Raw genomic sequence first — 20872 nt, 5'->3', positions numbered from 1 at the left:
CAATTCCGGTCTGCTTAGTAGCCGGGGTTCTGGGTCAGCGCGCCCCCGCTCAACTGAATCTGGTTCTGCGGAATGGGAAAGAGTTCGTGCTTACCCACCACAAAATTTTTGCCCTGGGCCCGCATCACGTCGGCGGCCCGCCCCTGGCGCACCAGGTCGAACCAGCGGTCATGCTCAAAGGCCAGTTCCAGACGCCGTTCGTTCCAGATGGCCGTTCGGAGGGCCGCCTGCGCCGTGGTGGTTATATTGGGGACTACCCCGGTCGCACCGCCCCGCGCCCGCGCCCGAACCAGGTTGAGCGATGTCAGCGCCTTGGCCGACTGGCCGAGTTCGTTGGCGGCTTCGGCATTCATAAGCAGCACCTCGGCATACCGCAGTATCCGAATATTCTTGTTGGTTTCCCAGTTGTCGCCGTTATACGACTCGCGGGTGCGGCTGATATACGCCTTGAAATTGTACCGGGGATTTTCGGCATTGGCGCTTACCACCTGTCCGTCCCAGAGTGTAGTGCCGCGCCGGATTATGGTTCCGTCTTTGCGGGTATCGCCCACGCTGTAGGCCTTTTCAAGGTCTTCGGTCGGCACGTTGAAACCCCAGCCCCAGCCACCGTCGCCCCGGGCGCCCTGGCTTTCAAAATACCCCTGCACCCCCCGGTTGGGCGTCGTTCCTTTACCCTGAATCTCGAAAACCGACTCCGGCCCGTTTTCCGACGACTCGCGCCAGATCTCACCGTAGTTCGGCAACAGGGAATACTGGCCCGATGCGATGATCTCGTCGGTCAGTTGCTGCACCACATTCCATTTTTTCTGGTACATCGACACTTTAGCCAGCAGCGCTTTAGCGGCTCCTTTGCTGGCCCGGCCCAGATCGGCGGTACCATACTGCGTTTTTTCGGGCAGATTTGTGACGGCCGTTTGCAAATCACTTTCAATCAGGGCGTAGACCTGTTCACGTGTGGCCCTGACCCGCCCCTGCTGAATATCGGTTGGGTTGGTCGGGTCAGCGACTGTGGTTATCAGCGGCACGCCCCCAAAACAGCGGACCAGATTGAAGTAAAAATAGGCCCGCAGAAAACTAGCCTCGCCGATGAGCCGGTTTTTGAGCGTATCGCCAATCGTCAGGGCCGGCAGGTTTGTCAATGCCTGGTTGGCCCGGGCAACGCCCTCGTACTGCCCTACCCATACTTCGTTGAACGACAGGCTCGATGGCGTAAAGGTCAGGTTGTCGAGCTGGTCTTTATCGGTACCCGTATCGCCCGGCGAGCTACCTTTTTCGGCATCGTCGGAGGTCATACTCGTTACCCCATTCCAGGAGAACGAATGGAAATTCCAGTCGAGCATCTTGGCGTAAACGGCGTTGACGAGAGTGGTAGCCGCGTTGGGGTTACTCGAGAAGAAGTCGGTGGGGGTTTGCTGCCCCTGCGGTGGTACGTCCAGAAAATTCTGGCACGAGGTTACCAGTGAAAGCCCGCCTACCAGGGCTATGGCCATTGATTTATGAATCCGTTTCATGTCTGTTGAGTGCTTAGCTTAAAATCCAAGATTGATACCGACCAAATAGGCTGACGTGACGGGATACGCATTCAGCTCGATACCCGAGTTGAGCGGTCCGCCGGGCAGCTCGGGCGAATAGCCCGAAAACGATTTGATGGTCAATGCGTTCTGCGCCGTCACGTATAGTCGGGCGCGGTTAAGTTTCGCCTTCGATACCAGCGTTTTGGGCAGCGTATAACCCAGCGTTACGTTGTTGATCCGAAAAAACGAGCCGGACTCAACGTAGTAGGTCGACGAGACCGGTACGGCATTGCTGGCGCGGGGCTCAGTATTGCTGGGGTTAGTGGGCGTCCAGCGATCAGCCCGCGAGGCTTCGATATTTTCGTTACCGAACCGCTGCGCTTTCTTGCCGTTGTAGACCTGGTTACCGAAGTTGGCGTACCAGTCCGTCGAGAAGTCGATGCTGCGGTAGGTAAACCCGCCGTTGACGCCGAAATACAGCCTGGGCTGGTACGACCCAACGAAGACGCGGTCTTCGTCATCGATACTGCCGTCTCCGTTCTGATCGACGTACCGGAAATCGCCGGGTTTGGTGCCTTCAATCTTGGCCGCCGTGTTGTTGACCTGCTCCTGCGTCTGAAAAATACCATCCGTTTGCCATACCCAGAACGAACCTACGGGTTGCCCCACGGCGGTGCGGGTCGTAAACTGACCGTTGCCGATGCCACCGTCGTTGATGGGCAGACCACCCTGCACATCTTCGAGCCGGTTGCGGTTCATGGTCACGTTAGCCCCGATATTGTACTGGAAGCTGGTATTTACCGAGTTGCGCCAGTTCAGACCGAATTCCACTCCTTTGTTCAGTACCGTGGCCGCATTGGTCAGGTACGACCCGTCCAGGTCGCCGAAAATAGCGTCGATGGGCCGCAGGAACAATGCGTCACGGGTACGTTTCTGATAGTAGGCTATCTCACCGCTCAGCCGGTTCTTGGCCAGCGCAAACTCCAGCCCGACGTCGGTACCGGTCGTAATCTCCCAGCGCAGATTGGGATCGATCAGGTTCGTGATGGTACGGCCCTGTTGCGAACTCTGGTCGGGTCCGAACGCATAATCGAGTCCGCTGGCAATGGTGTACTGGAACGCACTGGCCGGAATGCGGTCGTTACCCGTCTGCCCCCAGCTGACGCGGGCTTTCAGCACGTCGAACGGCGTTTTGCCCCGCATGAACGATTCTTCACTGATCACCCAGCCGGCCCCAATAGAGGGAAAGAAACCCCAGCGATTACTGGTCGGGAATTTGCTCGATCCGTCATAGCGGGCCGTAGCCGTAAGCAGGTACCGGTCAGCGAAGTTGTAGTTGACCCGACCAATGTACGACTGGCGGGTTTCGAGGGTTCCGGTCTGTTCGTTGGTGGCCGTTGAGGCATTCCCCGTGTTTAGATAAAAGTAGTTCGACTGGGGCGGCACATCCTGCCGGGCACTCCGCAGCACATCCCCCTGAAACCGTTCGTTCACGAAACCGGCCAAGACTTTTACCGTATGGCGTTCGGCAAAGGTATTGGCGTATTCGGCCGTGTTGGTCCAGAGCCAGCGCGCGTTGTTCGACCGCCCCACCGTCAGGGTGCTGACCGCATTCTGCTGGTTAGCCGACACCCGGTACACGGGCGAGTAGTTGTACGACCGCAGCACGTTCGACTCGATACCGAAGTTGGAAATAACGGTGATGTGCTTGGCAATGGTCAGGTTCGCGAAAAACGACCCCTGCAAACGCAGCCCCTTTGCCTCGAAGTTGGTGTAGTCGAGCTGTGCAATGGGGTTGGCGACGTTGTTCCGGGCCGTGAAACCGTAGGTCCCGTCCGGATTGTAAACCGGTACCAGCGGGGCCTGCCGGTAGGCGTTCGTGAAGGCCGAATACACCGAGCCGCTGCCCCGAACGGGCGAGGTCGTGCTGATGTTGTCGGTGGTTTCGAGCAGGGCGCTGCCCGCGTCGGCCAGTACCGAATTGCTGTTGGCCAGGCTCAGGTTATGGCCCAGTTTCAGGGCTGGCGACAGGGTATAGTCGTTGTTCAGACGCAGTACCAGCCGGTTGTAGTCATTCCGGCGCAGAATCCCTTTTTCGTTGAAATAGCTGGCGCTGAAGAGATAGGTCGTTTTCTCGGTGCCGCCACTGACCGACAGGGCGTGGTTATGCTGGATACCCGTGCGGGTAATTTCGCGAAACCAGTCGGTATTGGCCGTAATGGCAGCCGGATCGAACGGAAGCGGATCGGTCTGGCTGTCGTAGCGAACGGCTTCGTTGTTATACTGCGCAAACAACTGTGCATCAGCCATCTTGACCCGGCTGGCTGGCGTACGAATCCCCACGTAGCCATCGTAAGTGACCTGCGGAGCCCCCGACCGACCGCGCCGTGTGGTGATCAGCACCACGCCGTTGGCGGCCCGAACCCCGTAAATGGCGGTGGCGGATGCGTCCTTCAGGATATCGACCGAAGTGATGTCGGAAGTGTTGATGTTCCGGATGTCTTCAGTAATGATCCCATCAACGACGTACAGCGGATCGGCCCCGCCCAGCAGCGTACCCGTACCCCGAATCCGGACAACGGGCGCCTGTCCGGGGGCACCGGAGTTGATAACCTGTACGCCCGCTACCTTGCTCTGGAGGGCCTGCGTTGCCGACAGAACAGGTTGCCGAACCAGCTCTTCGCCTTTTACCTGCGCAACGGCGCCTGTTACGTCAATCTTTCGCTGGGTACCGTAGCCCACCACCACGACTTCTTCGAGCGCTTTGGCATCATCGGCCAGTTCAACGTTGATCTGGGTCTGATTGCCCACCGTCACCTCCTGCGGCTTCATACCGATCATGCTGAACTGCAGCACAGCGCCCTGCCCCGCCGACAGCGTGTAGGCGCCGTTGGCATCCGTGGCGGTACCGGTGGTGGTGCCTTTGATGATGACGCTCACCCCCGGCAACCCCTGTTTGTCACTTTGCGACGTGACTCGTCCGGTAATTTGTTGATTCTGGGCGTGGGCCAGTCCACAGACGGCTATCCACACCAGGAGAAGTGTATAACGTATTCTACACATGGATCGTTGAGTTTTAGGTTCTACAGAGCAAATATACAACTGACTCCTACGTCCGTACTATTTAATCTTTACAGAACCATACTCAACCGCCATAATTCCCTTTTTTCAGGTCGATAGGCCCGACCTGATCCGGCCCGACACTTACACCCGCCCCAGCCGCAGAAACACCGGAAACTGAACTTCCCGCTCCCCCGCCCCCCAAACGGGTTTGAGTGTTTCGCCCAGGTGAATGACCGGATCTTCTTCGTTCTCGTGAATGTACTGACGTACAGCCGACCACGTTCGGAGGTAATTCAGGAACCGATCCAGCGTCCAGCTCCGCCGGATGATGAACGACACCTGCTGCCGATCGGCAAACGGGAATGGCAGCGTGGCGTAGGCATTATCGATGTAGGCGCGCTGCGGGTCCCAGTACGGACCGACCCGGTTGCGGTAAAAATCAACCAGAACGGCATCAAGTTCCTCTCCCAGCACAACCAGACCATACCCCCACTCGGCCAGTACAGCACCCGGTTTAGCTACCCGCCTGACCTCCCGGTGGAAAGCCTCTACGTCGAACCAGTGCAGGGCCTGGGCTACCGTGACGAGATCGAACGTATGATCGGCGAAAGGCGTTTGTTCGGCCGTGCAGAGTTGATAGTGTATGGCCGGGTGCTGTACGGCCTGCGCCAACTGGGCTTCGCTGATATCGGTAGCGTCGACACGCGAAAACACCTCAGCCAGGGCGCCCGCCACCTGTCCGTTGCCCGTGGCACAATCCCAGGCCTTTTGTCGGTCTGTGACGAATGAGAGCACGAAATCGAATAACTCGGCCGGATAATCAATCCGATACTGAGCGTATAGGCCGGCATGCCCGGAGAAACGGTCGATGGGTGTCATTGAAAAAAATGTGTTTTTATTTTAAACGATTTAAAGAAACTATTGTCTGACAATTGTTTTAGTAGGAAAATCCCAAGCCTCGATTGGCTTATCATCTGGAAGCCTCTATTTTTGTGAGGCTTGCCTATAGCCTGCTATTCTTTTTTCCAATTAATCGCTTACCCGGTTCACATGAAAAAATTGTTTGGTACCCTCCTCGCTACGACCGCTTTGACCGTAGCTGCATTCAACGTTAACGCACAGGCACCAACAGCCGATATTCCGGCAGATATGAATGCGCTGATGAGCAAATATACCTGCATTGCCTGCCACCGCCCCAACCAGCGGCTGGTAGGTCCGGCATACGTTGATGTGGCCAAGAAAAACTATTCGAATGAGAAGATTGTGGACCTGATCTACAATCCCGTTCCTACCAACTGGCCGGGCTACCCTCCCATGGCTGCTATGAAGCAGGTTCCCAAGGAAGATGCGATGAAACTGGCCGTCTGGATCAACTCGCTCGATGATACGGGCAAGAAAACCAGCACCAAAAAGTCGACCACGACCAAAAAGACGACAACCAAGAAATCGTAGGTTGTAAACGGCGCAAAAAAAACGCGATGGATCTCTCCATCGCGTTTTTTTTGCGCCCGAAGCATCAGATCTGTTTCTGGAACAGATCGAGCCGGTAGGTATCGGCCCGCTGGTTCAGCAGATGAGTCAGGGGCTGGTCAGCGCCGGCAATAGCCATAAAATGGTCATGAACCTGATCGCCCGTCAGCGGATAATCAGGAACAAAGGGCGTCCAGTGTACGAGCAGCAGGTGCCCACCGGGCGAGAGGGTGTCGATCATTCGCTGCCGCGCCCGGGTCAGGTCATCGAGCGAGAGGTAATAGCCCACCTCCGACAGCAGAATCAGATCGAACGGCCCGTCCGGAAACTGGTCCGGAATGACCATCTGTTCGATACTGACATGTGTATAGGGAGCCAGTCGCTGCCGGGCCGTTTTCAGCGGCAGTTCACTGGCATCGACCGACAGCAGCTGCTCACAACGGCGGGCCAGCATCTCACTCAACACCCCGATCGAGCAGCCTATTTCAAATCCGTTGTGATAGTGCGCATTGGGCAGAGCGGCTATGGTTGCTTCGTATTTAGCCCGTTCGTAGGGGCTTGTTGCAAACGCCCACGGGTCGTCGCTGGCGCGGTATACATCGTCGAAGTAGGTTGCCGGAAGGGTGTTCGTGGCCACGTTGAGCAGGTTATCTGATTGCTGATGATGTCAATACTGTAAGAAAGCCCAAAACAGGCAGATTGTTTGGTCCGATAAGCGTTGTTGCAGCAGCCCGTTCGTACCCGCAGTCGTTCAGCAAATCAGTCAAGAGCCAGACCAGCTTATCGCCCGGTGCGGTTCGGTAATCGTTCAACTAACGGACTGGCAGCGCTTACTTCGACGTACCGGAGATGGGCACCAGCTGGGCCGACAGATCGGGCGTTTTCATGTCTTTGTCGAACGGGAACATGGGCCGTCGAATGCGTTTGTAGGGAAGCCGGGCTAGGTCCTGATTGACGCCACCCGGTGTCAGGGCCATAATCCAGCCCTGCTGCATGGCATAGAGCTCGGGTTCGAGATAGCCAATCTTGACCACAACGATATTGGCTTCGCGGGGCTTCAGGCCGAGCCGGGTAAAATCGATCTCCTTATGGTAGGGTTTCCGTTTCTGAGTGACGATGACGTAGATACTGCCCACTTTGACGACAACTTCCACTTCCGCATCCTTATCCCCACGAACAATTGAGGTTACCGTCCCTCGGAGCTTGACGGGTGGCGCAAACCGCGCATCGACCCGCGCGCCCGCCGTTCCGTCTACCAGACCACCCACCCCAGCTACGATGGCCTTTTTCACCAGGTCCGCATCGGGAATCGACGCGTAAATCAGTGACGGGCCGTTGGCTTTCTGAAATTCGGGTCGGGCCAGGAGCTGGGTGAGTGTCCAGGTTACGTCGCCCGCTCCACCCGCCGTCGGGTTATCGCCCGTATCGCTGATGAAGAACGGATGTTTAGGGCTGGCCAGCGCGTCGGCCAGGCATTTTTCCAGCGAACCGGTAGGGGCTACGAAGTCGAACTGATGCCGAACACCCCAAAAGTTACGGGCCAGTTTCTCAGCCGCCTGGGTTACGGCGGCCTTATCGTCGCCGGTAACCATCACCACCGCCTGATTACGGGGTTCATCGGCCCAGGCGTAGCCAATCCAGATAGCGGCATCAACAATGCCGGGCTGCTTCGAGGCTGGTTCTACCTGCTGATATAGGCTCCGGCCCGGCTCTATACGGGTACTGGTTTTCTCGCCCGGCAGCAGGATCGGCACGGGTATCCAGGCTTTGTAGGCGGGTTTGCCCTTCCCGCTTTTGATGCGCTCCAGCAGGTTAACCACGGCCCGCTCTTTGGTTTGCATGGCGTCTTCGTGCGGAGCCATCCGGTAGCAGGTCATCAGGTCTGTCTGCTGAGCCAGTCGCCACGACACGTTGCCATGCAGATCCATAGACGTTGAAACAAGTGTTTTGTAGCCAATCACCTGGCGGATACGAGTCAGAAAATCCCCTTCCGGATCGTCGAGTCCGACTACACTCATAGCGCCATGGATGTCGAAATAAAGTCCATCATAAGGGCCATACTTCTTCAGTGAATCGAGGGTTTTGGTCACCAGCGACTCGTAGGCCTCCCGCGTTACGGCTCCGCCCGGCAGCGACTTGCCAACAACGGTGGGCAACCAGAGCGCCTGTTTGCGCAGGGGCGATACCGGCATCATGAACGGATAGGCATTGAACACCTCCGGGCCATACCGTGCATGGAACGCTTCTTCGTGGGTCAGCGCCGGCGAAAAGGTGCTCGACTCAATGCCCAGACCGGCAATGGCAATGCGGGGTAGTTTGGCGGGTCCGGGCTGCCCCGTCGATTGAGTCAGCCCGTTGGTACTAACAAAAAACCAGATGACAAATCCTGCGAGAAGCTGTTTCATGGCCCCAAGTTAAACGATACGGCCTGCTTTCCGAAGGCACCCTATACTTTAAGCAGGCCCGGCCAGGGAAGAACAGGTATGAACAAAGCGGCCCGTTCGGGTAGTTTATAGGTACAACAACCCAAACAAACAGTACCTGTATCATGATTGAGTCAATCACAGACACATACACCTTAAACAACGGTACCCTCATTCCGGGCGTTGGCTTCGGAACCTGGCAAACACCCGATGGCGATACCGCCATCTCGGCCGTCAAAGCCGCTCTCGAAGCCGGTTATCGACACATTGACACGGCAGCAGTCTATGGCAACGAAACCAGCATTGGAACCGCCCTGGCCGAGTCGGGCGTCGACAGGACGGAACTATTCATCACCAGTAAGCTATGGAATACGGAGCGCGGCTACGATAAAACCATGAAGGCGTTCGAGAAAACGCTCAGCGACCTGCAGCTCGACTACCTCGACCTATACCTGATTCACTGGCCCGCCAATGCGCGCCGGTTTTCTGACTGGCAGGCCATTAACGCCGACACCTGGCGGGCGTTTGAGCAGCTGCACAAAGACGGCCGGATCAAAGCCATCGGCACCAGTAACTTCCTGCCCCACCACCTGGACGCGCTGATGGACAAAGCCGATGTGATACCAGCCATCAACCAGATCGAATACCACCCGGGGCAGAGACAGGCCGAAACAGTAGATTTCTGCCGACAGCATAACATCCTGATCGAAGCCTGGGGACCACTGGGTACCGGCAAAATGCTCGGCAACGAAACGCTGGCTGAAATAGCCGGTAACTACAACAAGTCGGTAGCCCAGTTGTGTATTCGCTGGTGCCTGCAGAACGGAACCCTCCCCCTGCCCAAATCAGTGACGCCGGAGCGCATCAAAGCCAATACAGACGTTTTCGACTTTACCATCAGCGAAGCCGACATGCAAGCCATCAACAACCTGCCCTACATCGGTGGATCGGGCCTGAACCCCGACGAGATCGATTTTTAACGACAGTATAATCAGTCGGGGTGGTTTAGCGTAGAAGCTAATTGCTACGCTAAACCACCCCGACTGATTACTTTATTCAGGATTACTCCTTTTGGATGGCTTCCAGAAACAGCTCCCGCGGAGCGTTGAAATGAGCTAACAGCTCCGGCGACAGGTAAAACGCGGTGGGGTCATCGTCGATCATCCGCGTCACCTGCGAGCGATGGGCCGCAATGGCTTCGTCGCGCTGGGCCATGACCAAGCCAATCGGAACCTGCCAAACCCGCATTTCTTCGGGGCCGGGCATATCGCGCTCGTCGCCCAGTTCCCAGAGCCAGATCAGGTATTCGAGCACCCGTGGCTGGTAAGGCAGGCCCGCCAGTACGGCATTGAGTATCTGCCACGACGCCCGATGGTCGGGGTGGGGATCACGGCGCCAGGGCACAAACACCGTAGCGGGATTGACATCAATCAGTAGCTGACGCATCTGCGCAACCGCGTCCGGGAAGCTGGCCTGGGCCGGTATAGGCACCTGCCGGTCTTTCAGCCGCATGAACAGGGCGTTACTAACCGGTACATGCAGTTGGGTTAAGGCTTCAAGCGCTTCGGCTTCCCGAACCTGGCGCAGTCGGTCGGCGGGGTAGCTGGGCGAGTTGGGATGCGACATGGTGCCATCACTCACAAACAGCACATACACCTCGTACCCCCGCTGCCGTAATAAGGCAATGGTTCCTCCGCAGCCCAGCGATTCATCGTCCGGGTGGGGAGCAATGATCAGCGCGTTGCCAATCGGGTGCAGGTCAGCCAGATCGATGGGGTGAGCGCGTTCGTCCAGCACGTGTTTTTTATCCATGCCAGAGCTCATGAGCGGGGGTGGTATTGTGCAGCACGTACCGGCCAATGTCGACCAGGGTAGCATCGGGGGCGGGCTGGCGCAGGTAAAACGTCAGGTCGCGGTGAATCCGCTCGAAGGGCAATGGTCGCATCAGACCCCGGGCTCCTACCGAGCGTTCGGCCAAAGTCATCACGCGCAGGCAGATTTCTTCGATAGCGGTCCGGGTCATGTTGGCATAGGCTACCAGTCGCCCGGCTTCCTCGTCCCGCCCCAGCCAGTCGTCGGCTCGGGCGCCCGCTGCGTTTATCCACTGATTACCCGATTCGATCAAATAGGCCATCTCGGCGAGCCGGGCCTGCTGAAACGGATCGTCGGTGCGATTCATTGAATTCAGGAAAGTACGCGTGGCTTCATACAGGGCTTCGGCACCACCGAGCTGTACAGCTGCAAACCGAATAGCGCCCCCGCTGAAGTGCGGCTGCCGGAAGTAATCGCCGGGCTGGCCGAGCAGGTCGCTCTCATCCAACTCTACGCCCGTAAAGTCGAGTTTGTAACTTACTGATGCCCGCATACCCAGGGGTTGCCAGAACTGATCGTCTTGCGGAATGGCTTTAACCCGTTCGGTCGGGATGATGCACATCTGCCAGCCAGACCGACCCTGCCCGACCAGCTCACCTGTTACCAATGGTCGCTGAATCCAGCCCGAGCCCGAGCCGAATGTTTTGGACCCTTCCAGCTCATACCGCCCTCCACCCAGCGCATGGATACGTACGCCGTCACCCGCCTGGGTGTTCCAGACGCTGAAGAGCCGGTTGGCCTGTTCTACGTCGGCATACCACCGCTGTTTCTGCTCCGGATTGGCATACTCGACTATCAGTTGTAAGGCGTTAATATGCCCTTCGTAGACCCGCCCTACGGCCAAATTACCGGCGCCGATGCGTTTCAGCAGCTGGAGCAACCGGGCCGTGTTGGCCTGTTGGGGATCGAGGGGATGGCCGGGCAGGGTAACGGCCAGCAAACCGGCCTCGGCCAGCCACGAAAAAGCAGCCTCCGGAAAGGCATCGTCACGATCGGTCTGAGCGGCCTGATCGGCTATGCGCTGGATAAGCTGGTGCAGCTGCCCGGCATCAGGCATCGTCGGCGCCGTAGGTCTGTGGCTGTCGGTCTGAACTACTGTCATAGCCAGACAAGGCCCGGTTCGAGCCAAATGTTTAGTATGCTTTCCCTTTCAAACCACTATCTTATCGAGAGGTCCGTCGGGATGGCTCCCCGATCTTCATCCATAATATGCCGGAAAACTGCTGGGCACGCCCGTTTTTTTCGTACCTTTGCGGGAAATTTGTCCAGCATCAATGGCTTCGTTTAATCCGGTTAAGATTTTTTCGGGCAGTCAATCCACCTATCTGGCTGAGAAAATTGCACATTATTATGGCAAAGATCTTGGCGGCTACACCTGTCGGCGATTCAGCGATGGCGAAATGTCGCCCAGTTTCGAAGAGTCGGTTCGGGGGTGCGACGTTTTCCTGATCCAGTCGACACCCCCTCCGGGCGATAACCTGATGGAACTGCTGCTGATGGTCGATGCCGCCCGGCGCGCATCGGCACACTATGTCACGGTGGTCATTCCGTATTTCGGCTATGCCCGTCAGGACCGGAAAGACCGGCCCCGCGTTGCCATAGCCGCCAAACTAATGGCTAACATGCTGGCCGCATCGGGTGCCGACCGCCTGATGACGATCGACCTGCACGCCGGACAGATTCAGGGTTTCTTCGACTTCCCGGTCGATCATCTGGAAGGAACGTCGGTGTTTGTGCCTTATATCAAGAGTCTGAACCTCGACAATCTGGTCATTGCCTCGCCGGACGTGGGTGGCGCCAACCGCGCCCGTACGTTCGCCAAGCATTTCAACGCCGATATTGTACTGTGCGACAAACACCGCAAACGGGCCAACGAAATCGCGTCGATGCAGGTCATCGGCGATGTAGAAGGGGCCAATGTTGTATTGGTTGATGACCTGATCGACACGGGCGGCACTATGGCCAAAGCGGCTCAGATTATCCTGGAGAAGGGCGCTCAGTCGGTGCGGGCGGTTTGTACCCACCCGGTTATGTCGGGCAAAGCCCACGAAAACATAGCCGGCTCGGTACTCGATGAACTGGTTGTTGCCGATACATTACCGTTGCGACAGCCGAACAGTAAAATTAAGGTGCTATCCGTGGCCGAGCTATTCGCCAAAGCCATCGGCCGCATCCGTGATCACGAATCTATTAGTTCTTTGTTTATTAGATATTGAGTGATCGAGTGAATAAGTGATTGAGCGTTGTTTTGCCAGTCACCCAATCACTCAATCACTTATTCACTCAGTTAAATTTTACCAGTATGAAACAAATCGAGATTGTAGGGTATCAACGAGCGAATCTCGGCCGTGCGGAATCACAAGCGATTCGGGCCGAGGGCAACGTTCCGTGCGTATTGTATGGTGGAGAGAGCCAGGTACATTTCTATGCACCGGCTATTCTGTTCCGCAAGTTGCTCTATACGCCCAATGTATTTGAGGTGCTGCTGAACATCGAAGGTACTGAGTACCGGGCGGTTCTGCAGGAGGCTCAATTTCACCCGGTAAGTGATGTGCTGCTGCACGTCGACTTCCTGGAAGTAATGCCGGGCAAACCCGTTAAACTGGCCGTACCCGTTCGTCTGGTCGGTACAGCACCGGGTGTGCAAAAAGGTGGTAAGCTGGTAACCCGCGTTCGGAAACTGCGCGTGAAAGGCACCATCGAAAACATTCCTGAATTTATCGACGTGGACGTAACCGGCCTCGATCTGGGTAAATCAGTTCGTGTGGGTCAGATTCCGGTTTCGAACATCGAAATGCTCGAACAGGCGTCGAACCCCGTTGCCAGTATCGAAATCCCACGCGCACTGCGGGGTACGGTTGGCAAATAAGCCGATTGGCAAGTCGTTCAGTAAAACTAATAGATTAGCAAAAAGCCCACTCACCCGAGTGGGCTTTTTGCGTATTTTGCCCGCTCATCAACTTCCGTTCATTACATATGAAGACCATTCTAGTGGTAGGCCTGGGTAAAGTTGGCTCGCTGGTCGGTACGCTGCTCAACAAGCGGTTTACCGTAACGGGTCTCGATCGGCAGGCACCCGCCGAAGCTGTCCCTTTTCCGGTAGTAACGGGCGACGTTACCGACGAGGCTACCTTGAGCGACACCGTCAGCGGTTTCGATGCCGTGGTATCGTGCCTGCCGTATAACCTGAACCTCCCGATTGCCCGTGCTGCCTACGAGGCCGGCATTCATTATTTCGACCTCACCGAAGACGTGCCCACGACGACCGCAATCCGGGAGATGGCTAAAACGGCACGGGGCGTTATGGCCCCCCAATGCGGTCTGGCTCCGGGCCTGATCGGTATCGTTGGGGCTGACCTGGCCAACCGGTTCGATAGGCTCCGCGATATCGAATTACGCGTGGGGGCGCTCCCCCGCTATCCAAACGGCCTGCTGGGTTACTCGTTTACGTGGTCGCCGGCCGGCGTCATCAACGAATACCTGAACGACTGCGAGGTCATTGCCAACGGACAGGTGAAGATGGTACCGGCCCTCGATGGCATCGAGCAGATCAACATTGAAGGGCAGGAGTTCGAAGCCTTCAGCACCTCGGGCGGACTGGGTACCATGTGCGAAACCTACGCCGGTCGGGTCGACACGCTCAACTACAAAACCATCCGCTACCCGGGCCATTGCCGGCTGATGCGGTTTTTGCTGTATGAACTGATCCTGAAAGATCAGCGCGCCCTGGTCGAGAAAGTGCTTACCGAAGCCAAGCCACCCGTACAGGACGATGTGGTATACGTATATGCCGTTGTTGAGGGCTGGAAAAACGGGCAGCTCGCCCGCGAAGAGTTCTACCGCGCCTACCATCCCCGTCTGATCGACGGCCATTCGTGGCGGGCCATTTCCTGGACCACAGCGGGTTCGGTAGCTGCCGTGGTTGAGCTGGTGGCGGATGGGCTGCTTCCCCAGGCTGGCTTTATCAGGCAGGAAGATATTTCTTTCGCCGATTTTCTCGAAACCCGTAATGGACAGTTCTTCCGGCAGGAAACAAGCATACCGGCTTAACTCATATACCCGTTGCCGTGAAAGCACGGCAACGGGTTGGTTCTGACGCTAACCCCAGCGGGGCCTATCATTCAGGCCGACACAGGCTGATAGCAGGGAAAGTGGGCGTCGAGAAGATTGGTACGCGCTTTGGTTGACAGATTGATGACGTCGAACCGGCGGGTGGCGCTGAACGACCCCATGTCCGTATCGCTGTTGATCAGAATGGCCCCCATCAAAATCACATACTGGCAGTTGTAACTGGTTTTGGCCACCAGCTCCCCAATTCGGTCGTCGATAGCCTCGTAAATGACTTCGGTAGCTTCGTACAGCGGAACCGGCGCTGTGATGATTCGCTGTTTATGGTTTAGCAGAATCTGCTCAATGGTGTTCATCTGGTAGTCAATATCCCGTACCTCGCCTGCTACAATCGAATCGTTTAGGAGCCGGTTCAGTGCGCCTTTGGCGGCTCCGCAGCAGCTTGATACCTTAGCTTGCCCAAACCGATAAATCTGGCCAACCGTGCCGTCTTTGGAGATCCCGATATGGGGACCTTAGTAGACAAAAACGGCTCCGTTATCCGGAACGTGGCTGGCAAAAGCGCCCATACCAGTCAGGCCGGTAAACGGAAAGCCGTCTAGCCCGCCCATTTTAAACGGTCCCAGAAACTCATGCGTCCGGGCCGGATACTGAATACTGTTGACATCATCGCTGCATATGCTGTCGGCCATCATAATCTGGGCAGGCTCCAGATCCAGTTCATCCTCCACAAAATCGATAAGCCGATTAACGGTATCAATAGTGGTCATTGCATTCGGGTAATGTTGACGAATGATCGCTAATTTCTCTCGTTTCTTCATGACGGTTTTCGCTAGTTAAGCAGCTGATTGACAGAGACCTTTACCTCGCTAAAATAAACGAAAAATGGCCAGTCTCTTTACGACACTGGCCATTTTTCGTTTGCATCAGGTACGGTGACAGTATGGGAACATCTCTGAGCCTGTCGCCCCTGCCGGGGCCCGGTGCAGGATGGGCTTATTTCTTCGTCACCCGAATGGAGATACGGCGGTTTTGAGCGCGGCCCTCTTCGGTGTCGTTGCTGGCAACCGGGTGCTCCTGCCCATACCCTTCCGACTCCAGCCGATCGGCGGCAATACCCAGCGCCGTCAGTTCTTTCTTTACCGACTGGGCGCGGTCGCCCGACAGTTTGAGGTTGGCGTCGGCGTTACCCGTATTGTCGGTATACCCGCCCAGCTTCACGCTGACGTTCGGATAGGCTTTCAGAATTTCGGCAATATTCTTCAGCTGCTCCTGCGACTCAGGCTTCAGGGTAGCACTGCCCGTCTCGAACGTCAGCCGGTCAAAATCGAACCAGGTCGTTTTGTCGATGGGTTTGTCGGATTTGATGAAGTTCAGCAGACTGGCTTCGATCCCATCTACGTCGACGCCTGTCAGCAATACACCACCATCGAGGGTCAGGTCGGTTGGGGTGAAGTTGGGGGTGGCCACGTTGGCGTTGTCGGCCGAAGTCGACTTTTCCAGATCGACACCTTCCACACCGCCAACGGCTTCGATCCCTTCACGGGCATGGCCCGGCTGATCCGACGATTTGATGGCGATATAGGGCGCAATGACCAGAGATACAATCGACATCAGCTTGATGAGGATATTCATGGACGGGCCCGACGTATCTTTGAACGGGTCACCCACGGTATCGCCCGTTACCGAGGCCTTGTGCGGCTCCGATTTTTTGTAGAACGTCTCGCCGTTGATAAGCACCCCTTTTTCGAACGACTTCTTGGCGTTATCCCAGGCCCCACCGGCGTTGTTCATAAAAATACCCATCAGTACGCCCGATACCGTTACGCCGGCCAGCAAACCGCCCAGCACTTCGGGCCCGAAGATGAACCCGACAACGACCGGCACCGTCAGCGCAATAGCCCCCGGCAGTACCATCTCCCGGATAGACGCCTGGGTCGAGATAGCCACGCATTTTTCGTATTCCGGCTTACCCGTTCCTTCCATAATACCCGGAATTTCGCGGAACTGACGACGCACCTCTTCGACCATTGACATGGCCGCCCGACCCACAGCCGCAATGGCCAGCGAGGAGAAAATATACGGAATCATGCCGCCTACGAACAGACCGGCCAGCACGTCGGCCTTGTAAATATCGATGGCCGAAATACCCGATATGCCGACAAAAGCAGCAAACAGCGCCAGTGCCGTCAGCGCTGCGGAGGCAATGGCAAATCCTTTACCGGTAGCTGCGGTGGTGTTACCAACCGCATCCAGAATATCCGTACGGCCCCGCACCTCTTCGGGCAGGTAACTCATTTCGGCGATCCCACCGGCATTATCGGCGATGGGGCCGAACGCATCGATCGCCAGCTGCATAGCGGTAGTGGCCATCATACCGGCCGCCGAGATGGCCACTCCGTACAGACCCGCAAAATGATAGGACGTATAGATACCAGCCGCCAGTACCAGAATGGGTAATACCGTCGATTCCATGCCGACCGACAGGCCCCCGATGATATTGGTAGCCGCGCCCGTTGCCGACTGCCGGATAATGGATAGCACTGGCCGACGGCCCATGGCGGTGTAATACTCGGTGATGGTCGACATCAGCGCCCCCACGATCAGGCCCGTCAGAATAGCGTAGAACACGTCCATGCGGGTGAACTCGACCCCCCGAATCTGCATCGTTACGTCGGGAAGAATAGCGCTCACCAGAAAGTACGAAGCCACTACGGTCAGGATAATCGACCCCCAGTTGCCCAGGTTCAGCGCCCCCTGTACGTTGCCGTTATCGTCTTTCACCCGCACCAGGTAGCAAGCCAGGATGGAGAAAATCAGACCCATGCCCGCAATCAGAACCGGCAGTACGATAGGCGCGTGGCCCATAATCGGGTCGTTCGGAATAATAATTTCGCGACCCAGTACCATCGTAGCCAGAATCGTGGCAACGTATGATCCGAACAGGTCAGCGCCCATACCGGCCACGTCACCTACGTTATCGCCTACGTTATCGGCAATGGTAGCCGGGTTGCGCGGATCATCTTCGGGAATGCCGGCTTCTACTTTACCCACCAGGTCGGCCCCTACGTCTGCCGCTTTGGTATAAATTCCGCCAGCCACCCGGGCAAAGAGCGCAATAGATTCAGCGCCGAGCGAGAAACCCGCCAGCACTTCGAGCGCGCGCTCCATCGGGATGCCATTGACCGGCAATACGCCATTGACCGACTCGGCCCCGGCTACGAAGAAATTATAGAGAATGATGAACAGCACACTAAGCCCTAAAACGGCCAGACCGGCTACCCCGATCCCCATAACGGACCCGCCCGTAAAGGATACATCGAGGGCGCGTGTCAGGCTGGTACGGGCGGCATGGGCCGTGCGGACGTTGGCTTTGGTGGCTATTTTCATGCCGATGTACCCGGCCAGCGCCGAGGTGAACGCCCCAAAGGCGAAAGCAATGCCGATACTCCAGTGTGAATTTTCGACCAGCGAGCCTGACCAGGATAAGAGAACGGCTACAATCAGGCCGAAGATGATCAGAACGCGCCACTCGGCTTTTAGAAAGGCGATAGCACCATCTGCAATGTACCCTGAGATTTCCTGCATTCGAGCGTCACCGGCGTCCTGCCGGGAGACCCATACGAATTTGGCAAACATCACCGCCAGGCCCACCAGACCCAGAAAAGGGACGATGTAAAGACTATTATTCATGCGACTTTGTATAGAGTTTAGAAAAAATAGGACTGCGCGCAAAGATAAAGTTTGCCTCTTCATTACCTAGCGAAGCAACGCCAATACTTGCCTTTTTCTGAGGAAAATTGCGTTTTTTCCAAGTGATGTGGGTTTAACGCCTGAAGAGCCGGTATAAAGTGACCTGCCAATAGTAATCTGTGTGTTAGCTGTTTATTTTTGCTTTTTCAGAAAACCTCCCCCGCTGTGCGTCCTGTTGTCTACCTGATTACCCTATACGCAGCGTTTGCTGCCGCCATCACCTCCGCTCAGGTTCCTTACGGTCCTATAAAGCCAACCCCTCCGGGTGAGATTCTGTCGAACCTGAAAAAGCTGAATGTACTCGGCTCCGTCCTGTATATAGCGGCCCATCCTGACGATGAAAATACCCTGTTTCTGGCGTACCTGTCAAAAGAACGGCTCCTGCGCACAGGCTACCTTTCGCTGACCCGTGGCGACGGTGGCCAAAATCTGATCGGTGCCGAACAGGGCGAAAACATCGGTATCATCCGCACCCAGGAGTTGCTGGCTGCCCGGCGCATAGACGGCCCCGACCAGTTCTTCAGCCGGGCCTATGACTTCGGCTTTTCAAAATCGACCGATGAGGCTGTACGCACCTGGGGGCAGGACAAAGTGCTGGCCGATGTGGTCTGGATGATTCGTACCTACCAGCCCGATGTAATTATTACCCGTTTCCCGCCCGATGCCCGCGCCGGTCACGGCCATCATAGTGCTTCGGGTTTTCTGGCCGAAGAAGCGTTCAAGATATCCGGCAACCCCGCCCGGTTTCCAGAACAACTGGCCTATGTAAAACCCTGGCAGGCCAAACGTATTCTCTGGAATGTGTTTATCCCGGGTCAGTTTCTGAGCAACCGCAAACCCGACGAAGCCGGTAACCTGATTGGACTGGAAACCGGGCTCTACAATCCGCTGCTGGGAAAATCGTATGGCGAGATAGCCGCCGAAAGCCGCAGCCAGCACAAAAGCCAGGGCTTTGGGGTTCCGGCCAGCCGCGGAGCCAAGGTAGACTACCTGCTGCTGAAAAACGGTGACCCGGTCCAGAACGACCCTTTTGAGGGCATCGACATGAGCTGGAAACGGGTGCCCGGTGGCGAAGCCATTCAACCGCAGGTCGACCAGTTGATCAGCAGCTTTTCGTCCGATCAACCAGCCAGACTGGTCAGCGGCCTGGTACGCCTGTACGGCGCCATCAGCCGGTTGGACACGACCAACCTCTACGTCCGCACGAAGCGGCAGGAGGTGCAGACCCTGATTCAGCAATGCCTGGGCCTGTGGTTCGAAACCAACCCAGCCAACTATGCCGCCACACCCGGCGAAACCATTAAGCTGACGACCACCGTAGTGGGCCGGTCCGACAGCCCGGTGCGGCTGGTCAATGTCCGGTATTCGACCGGCAAGGACAGTACGCTGAATGTGCTGCTCAAACCCAATGATCAGCTAACCCTGCCTACTAGCTTGACCATCCCGAAAACGCAGAAAATCTCGCAACCCTACTGGCTCGAAAAACCCATTGAGAAAGGTCTCTTTCAGGTCGATAATCAGGCCCTGATCGGTTTGCCCGAAAACCCGGCGGCTTTGTCGGCGGCCTATACCATTGAGATTGACGGCCAGCGGTTTACTTACCGCCGTCCGGTTGTCTATAAATCGACCGATCCGGTTGAGGGGGAAGTTTACCGACCGTTTATTATTCAGCCCGATGTAACGGCTAATCTCTCCGAGCGCGTCTTTACCTTTGCCGATACCAAATCAAAAACGGCCGAAGTCATTTTGAAAGCCGGGCGGGCTAACGTGTCGGGTACGCTCCGGCTCAACGTGCCCGCTGGCTGGCGGGTAGAACCGGCTTCACTGCCGTTCTCCCTGGCCAATACCGGCGATGAACAGCGCCTGACGTTTACCGTATCGCCAGCAGCAACCGCTCAGAACGGGCTGCTCCGGGCCACGATGACAACCAGCAACGGCAGCACCTTTACGACCGGGCTGCGGACCATTGCCTACAAACACATACCGACGCAGACGCTCTTCCCGCCGGCCGAAGCCAAACTGGTGAAGCTGGATGTGAACGTGCTGGCCAAGAACATAGGCTACATCGTCGGCGCGGGAGATGAAGTGCCCGCGGCCCTGCAACAGATGGGGTGCCGGGTTACCCAGTTGGGGCCCGCCGAGCTCAGCCGCGACCTGTCGGGCTACGACGCTATCATAGCCGGAGTCCGGGCCTACAACACCAACGACTGGCTCGGTATCTACCAGAAAAAACTTATGGATTACGTCAGCAACGGCGGCACTATGATCGTACAGTATGTGACCCCGGGCGGGTTTGTCAACAATGGCGGTATCAAAGTAGCTCAGCTGGGCCCTTATCCGTTCACGATTGGTCGCGATCGGGTTACGGAAGAAGATGCGCCCATGACCTTCCTGAACCCGAAACACCCGCTCCTGAATAGACCCAATAAAATTACCGACGCTGATTTTGCGGGTTGGGTGCAGGAACGCGGCATCTACTTCGCTCAGGACTGGGACAAAGCGTACGAACCGATTTTCTCGGCCCATGACCAGAACGAAGCCGACAAGAAGGGTAGCCTGATCTACGCCCGATACGGCAAAGGTCATTACATGTATACGGGACTGGTTTTTTTCCGGGAGTTGCCCGCGGGTGTACCGGGCGCCTACCGGCTGTTCGCGAACCTGATCTCGGTCGGCAAATAGCCCGACTATCAACTGGCCTGACCAAAA

Annotated in this window: 14 protein-coding genes and 1 pseudogene; 6 read left to right on the top strand and 9 right to left on the bottom strand. The window is 56.7% G+C overall.

Annotated elements, in window-relative coordinates; genetic code table 11:
• Window positions 1-14: 14 nt before the first annotated feature.
• From FBR45_RS12855 to FBR45_RS12845, 3 genes are all read right to left on the bottom strand, one after another.
• Window positions 15-1511, bottom strand: coding sequence for a RagB/SusD family nutrient uptake outer membrane protein (locus tag FBR45_RS12855; RefSeq protein WP_138502896.1), 1497 nt, complete (start codon window positions 1509-1511; stop codon window positions 15-17).
• A gap of 18 nt (window positions 1512-1529) precedes the next feature.
• Complete coding sequence (locus FBR45_RS12850) at window positions 1530-4577, bottom strand: SusC/RagA family TonB-linked outer membrane protein (protein ID WP_138502894.1); 3048 nt, start codon at window positions 4575-4577, stop codon at window positions 1530-1532.
• A 141-nt stretch (window positions 4578-4718) separates the two neighbouring features.
• Window positions 4719-5456 (bottom strand): class I SAM-dependent methyltransferase, encoded by a 738-nt coding sequence (locus tag FBR45_RS12845; protein WP_138502892.1) that lies wholly within the window; start codon window positions 5454-5456, stop codon window positions 4719-4721.
• 171 nt (window positions 5457-5627) lie between these two features.
• On the opposite strand from FBR45_RS12845, the gene FBR45_RS12840 reads away from it, so the two are divergent.
• On the top strand, window positions 5628-6029 hold the full coding sequence (locus FBR45_RS12840) for a c-type cytochrome (protein WP_077921758.1): 402 nt from the start codon (window positions 5628-5630) through the stop codon (window positions 6027-6029).
• A gap of 64 nt (window positions 6030-6093) precedes the next feature.
• On the opposite strand, the gene FBR45_RS12835 is transcribed toward FBR45_RS12840, so the two are convergent.
• Both FBR45_RS12835 and FBR45_RS12830 read right to left on the bottom strand, forming a co-directional pair.
• Window positions 6094-6684, bottom strand: coding sequence for a class I SAM-dependent DNA methyltransferase (locus FBR45_RS12835; protein WP_138502890.1), 591 nt, complete (start codon window positions 6682-6684; stop codon window positions 6094-6096).
• 193 nt (window positions 6685-6877) lie between these two features.
• The gene (locus FBR45_RS12830) at window positions 6878-8452 is read right to left on the bottom strand and encodes a M81 family metallopeptidase (protein WP_138502888.1); all 1575 of its coding nucleotides are present in this window, start codon (window positions 8450-8452) and stop codon (window positions 6878-6880) included.
• A gap of 143 nt (window positions 8453-8595) precedes the next feature.
• Here FBR45_RS12830 and FBR45_RS12825 point away from each other — a divergent pair, with 143 nt between their 5' ends.
• Complete coding sequence (locus tag FBR45_RS12825; protein ID WP_138502886.1) at window positions 8596-9450, top strand: aldo/keto reductase; 855 nt, start codon at window positions 8596-8598, stop codon at window positions 9448-9450.
• An 82-nt stretch (window positions 9451-9532) separates the two neighbouring features.
• On the opposite strand, the gene FBR45_RS12820 is transcribed toward FBR45_RS12825, so the two are convergent.
• Window positions 9533-10294, bottom strand: a complete 762-nt coding sequence (locus FBR45_RS12820) for a PIG-L deacetylase family protein (RefSeq protein WP_138502883.1) — start codon at window positions 10292-10294, stop codon at window positions 9533-9535.
• A complete protein-coding gene (locus tag FBR45_RS12815) occupies window positions 10275-11444 on the bottom strand; it encodes an acyl-CoA dehydrogenase family protein (RefSeq protein ID WP_138502881.1) in 1170 nt (389 codons plus the stop codon). The genes FBR45_RS12820 and FBR45_RS12815 overlap by 20 nt, the downstream gene beginning before the upstream one ends.
• A 172-nt stretch (window positions 11445-11616) precedes the next feature.
• Between FBR45_RS12815 and FBR45_RS12810 the strand changes: the two genes are divergently transcribed.
• From FBR45_RS12810 to FBR45_RS12800, 3 genes are all read left to right on the top strand, one after another.
• On the top strand, window positions 11617-12558 hold the full coding sequence (locus FBR45_RS12810) for a ribose-phosphate pyrophosphokinase (protein WP_077921915.1): 942 nt from the start codon (window positions 11617-11619) through the stop codon (window positions 12556-12558).
• 86 nt (window positions 12559-12644) lie between these two features.
• Window positions 12645-13211, top strand: coding sequence for a 50S ribosomal protein L25/general stress protein Ctc (locus FBR45_RS12805; protein ID WP_138502879.1), 567 nt, complete (start codon window positions 12645-12647; stop codon window positions 13209-13211).
• 107 nt (window positions 13212-13318) lie between these two features.
• A complete protein-coding gene (locus tag FBR45_RS12800) occupies window positions 13319-14392 on the top strand; it encodes a saccharopine dehydrogenase family protein (protein ID WP_138502877.1) in 1074 nt (357 codons plus the stop codon).
• Window positions 14393-14463: 71 nt separating this feature from the next.
• Here FBR45_RS12800 and FBR45_RS12795 read toward each other — a convergent pair.
• Window positions 14464-15180: pseudogene (locus FBR45_RS12795) on the bottom strand (hypothetical protein).
• Window positions 15181-15406: 226 nt separating this feature from the next.
• Window positions 15407-18103, bottom strand: coding sequence for a sodium-translocating pyrophosphatase (locus tag FBR45_RS12790; RefSeq protein WP_138502875.1), 2697 nt, complete (start codon window positions 18101-18103; stop codon window positions 15407-15409).
• 225 nt (window positions 18104-18328) lie between these two features.
• On the opposite strand from FBR45_RS12790, the gene FBR45_RS12785 reads away from it, so the two are divergent.
• The gene (locus tag FBR45_RS12785; RefSeq protein ID WP_138502873.1) at window positions 18329-20845 is read left to right on the top strand and encodes a PIG-L family deacetylase; all 2517 of its coding nucleotides are present in this window, start codon (window positions 18329-18331) and stop codon (window positions 20843-20845) included.
• Window positions 20846-20872 lie beyond the last annotated feature (27 nt).

This window comes from Spirosoma lacussanchae, assembly GCF_005870035.1.
Lineage (GTDB): Bacteria > Bacteroidota > Bacteroidia > Cytophagales > Spirosomataceae > Spirosoma > Spirosoma lacussanchae.
The sequence above is the reverse complement of the archived record's forward strand: the minus strand, read 5'-3'. Positions and strand labels throughout refer to the sequence as shown.